Source organism: Veillonella sp. CAG:933, assembly GCF_000431435.1.
GTDB lineage: Bacteria > Bacillota > Negativicutes > Veillonellales > Veillonellaceae > Veillonella_A.
In genome coordinates this window covers 1-2,969 of sequence record NZ_HF986115.1, presented here as the reverse complement: position 1 = coordinate 2,969, position 2,969 = coordinate 1, and the positions used below count along the sequence as shown (strand labels likewise).

The window sequence follows — 2,969 nt, the reverse complement described above, 5'->3', positions numbered from 1 at the left end:
TTCAAGTTTTAGTATCTCATTATATACTTTATTCCATTGTTTTGGAATATTGTATGTTTTATAAGAACTTCTATGCTTTTTGGGATTGTGGTAATAATCCCACCAAGACCTACTTAATACAGTGATTTGAGGAAATTTCTTACTTTTTCCTTCATTCTTAAGTAGTAATACAATGTTCGATTTACTAGTTATTAAACTCTTTGCAGATGTTGCTTTTGTTACATCTGCTCCTAAGTTCATTAACATTTTAAGGAAACCAATGACACTTGGTCGTGGTCCTGCTAGTATACATTCTTTATTAAATGATACTAATCTTTTTTCAGCTATTTTCTCATCCATAAGCTTTTTAAAATTATAATTGAATCGGATTATCTCCCCAGTTCATATTCCTTTTATATAAAGGAATTTTACAATCAGTCATCAAGTTTGCATTATATAATGCTTTTGCAGTACCTTTAGGAACCTCAATCTGATGACCTTTTTCAGAATACCAATATCCCCATTTTTCACCTAATGTATTAGTACGTATTACTCTTTTAGGTTTAAATTGATATATGTATTCATCTCCAAATGTATCTACTGCTATGTAACTCATAATTAATATTTTGTTATCTAGGTGGGATTCGAACCCACAATCTCCTGATAAAATCCAGGGCTTTATCCGGTTAAGCTACTAGACACCCTCATTTTCGTAGTTAGCACGTTGATTTACGCCGCTCCTAGAGCAGTGTAATCAGTGACAAATGTATTGCCATTTAAATTTAAAGTGAACCTATTTTACCTTTCACTACTAGTCAAATCCAAGCAGCCCCTTAAAATATATCTTTTTTACTCAAACCGCAATGGTATAGTGAGGAAAGATATACAGAAACTCGTGGAGCTGGAGGGAGTCGAACCCTCGTCCTAATAGTTTCCAATAAACCTAATAAGATACGACACAGTTCTTATATCGTAAATACTTTTTAATTTTTAACCCCAAATTATTAAGTGTAGATAAAGAGAGATCACTCTCTCTTTACCTTATAAACCTATAGTAATAGTAAGAATTCTTTTTTATACGAGTGTATTCCTCTAAGAGTGCGCAATGCGACTTATGTCTTACCTATAATACATGTTTATCTCTTAAAAAGAATGGTCTTAGGCATTTAGCTCTCTACTACTATAGGAAAATGCCTTTGATAGATCTACAGAATTTGAAGTTTATCTTGTCATCAAAAGATTGTAAGCATCAACTTCGGCATATAGCTCTAATTCTGTGTGTGATTTGATATCATTACTATACTTAACTTACTTACGTAAGCCTATCACTAGGTCTCGACTCAAGGTTCTAGCGATTCAGCAGTACTTACGGTGTACTTTTCAAGTGATAGTAATGATCTCAGGCACGTGATCAGTGGCTCAGAATTTTCCACTCTGGCTCAAGGCTCTTGAGTATCTTGTTAATTCAAGATAATTTTATTCTACTCTAATTCGAATATTTAAATCGTGGTATTAATCTCTTTCTAGAACTAAATATACGGAAAGAGATTGGGAGGCCTCTCGAACACTCCCAACTCTGATTTCGGAGTTAAATTACTGGATTAATATCTCCAATAATCCTCACCGTAGATAGCACGCTTAGCGTCACTGACGGCTTTATCACGCTTCTCTTCGGCTTCCTCAACGGCTTTATCATATGCACGATAATCTCCGTCGGACTCAAATTTTGTTTTAGCTGTAGATACAGCTGTCAAAAATGCTTTTTGAGCTTCTTCTTTCTTACGAGCCATACGAAGTTCTTTTAATGCTCGATCTTCTGTAGACTCTGCGTTTGATAAACGACGTTCAACTTCACGGGTCTCTTGTTCCAACTTCTTTGCAGCGATATTCTCTTTTGCTTTGTCTACTGCGGAAGTGTTCACTTTACCCTGATTGTTCTCTTGCTCTTGCATTTTTGCATCTAAATTAAAATCTGCCATAATTTTTAAAATTTTGATAAGTTAATAAAATTGATTTTTAAATTGAAACTGTTATTATTTACTTTTTGGTATTAACATATAATCCAAACCAATAATCGCTACCTTCTGATGTACTACTCCAGCTAATAGTGCCGTTAATAATCTCTCTATTACTATAATTACTATGAGCGATTCTATGTACACATTTAATTAGTTTACCAGAGATATCTCTACTTCGTAATATTTGATTGGTGATATTTTTTACATGTCTACCATAAGCATTATTCTCTTCAAGAAATTGCTTAAAACTAGGATTCTCACTAATTGCACTCTTTATTGATCCTTTTATATCTTTTTTACAAAATGTAGAGGTAATAGGTTGTCCTCTAGTAGAAACATTACTAATACCAGCGGTATTACTTTGATAAATAAGTTCTTCAAGTGTCATTACTTTTTACTTTTTAGTTATTAATTTTTATTACTAGATAGTAGAATTATACGTTCTTTGTATTATTTTACTATATACTTCTCCTACTGATTCAATTACTCTTATACTAAAACCGCATTTAAGTAATACACAAGTATACAATTCTTCCTTTACTTCATTATTATTACAAGAAGATAAACCTATTTTCTTGGGTAAATCCTCTCTTTCTGAAGATGGAGTTATTGCAGCAATTTGTTCTATATCAATTAGTATACGTTCTTCATGGTTTAAGTACGTAATTTTCTTTGATAAAGATTTACTAAATGCAGAAAGTTCTATAACATTTTTTGTTTCCATACTTTTAAATAATGAATCGTGGCATAGTCTTTGTTTTCTTATCATATGCTGCCCCCTTTACTTTATTAGCGTACTATGCATCTTCACATAGCTTTGATTTGCTGTAGGACTCTGGGCTTATTCACGATTCGGGGATAACCACCATATTAATAAAAAATTAAATTATATGATAACTGGCGAGTAATCAATAAATTTCTTTTTTATTCTTAGTACCCTTTTTGTAGGGTTCCATTTTAGGCTTAGGACGT

The 2,969-nt window shown here is 32.5% G+C and carries 5 protein-coding genes and 1 tRNA gene; all 6 read right to left on the bottom strand.

Going from position 1 to position 2,969, the window contains the following annotated elements; genetic code table 11:
* On the bottom strand, nt 1–339 hold a 339-nt coding region (locus QZL64_RS00890; protein WP_296309085.1), incomplete at its 3' end, for a hypothetical protein.
* A gap of 13 nt (nt 340–352) precedes the next feature.
* A complete protein-coding gene (locus QZL64_RS00885; RefSeq protein WP_021840180.1) occupies nt 353–595 on the bottom strand; it encodes a hypothetical protein in 243 nt (80 codons plus the stop codon).
* A 13-nt stretch (nt 596–608) separates the two neighbouring features.
* Nucleotides 609–680 (bottom strand) — tRNA-OTHER (locus QZL64_RS00880).
* A gap of 900 nt (nt 681–1,580) precedes the next feature.
* Nucleotides 1,581–1,931, bottom strand: coding sequence for a hypothetical protein (locus tag QZL64_RS00875; protein ID WP_177545662.1), 351 nt, complete (start codon nt 1,929–1,931; stop codon nt 1,581–1,583).
* A gap of 85 nt (nt 1,932–2,016) precedes the next feature.
* Nucleotides 2,017–2,385 carry a hypothetical protein gene (locus tag QZL64_RS00870; protein WP_021840178.1) on the bottom strand — a complete coding sequence of 123 codons (369 nt, stop codon included), beginning with the start codon at nt 2,383–2,385 and terminating at the stop codon, nt 2,017–2,019.
* A gap of 33 nt (nt 2,386–2,418) precedes the next feature.
* Nucleotides 2,419–2,766: a hypothetical protein gene (locus QZL64_RS00865; RefSeq protein ID WP_021840177.1), complete on the bottom strand. Its 348-nt coding sequence runs from the start codon at nt 2,764–2,766 to the stop codon at nt 2,419–2,421.
* Between the last annotated feature and the right edge of the window lie 203 nt (nt 2,767–2,969).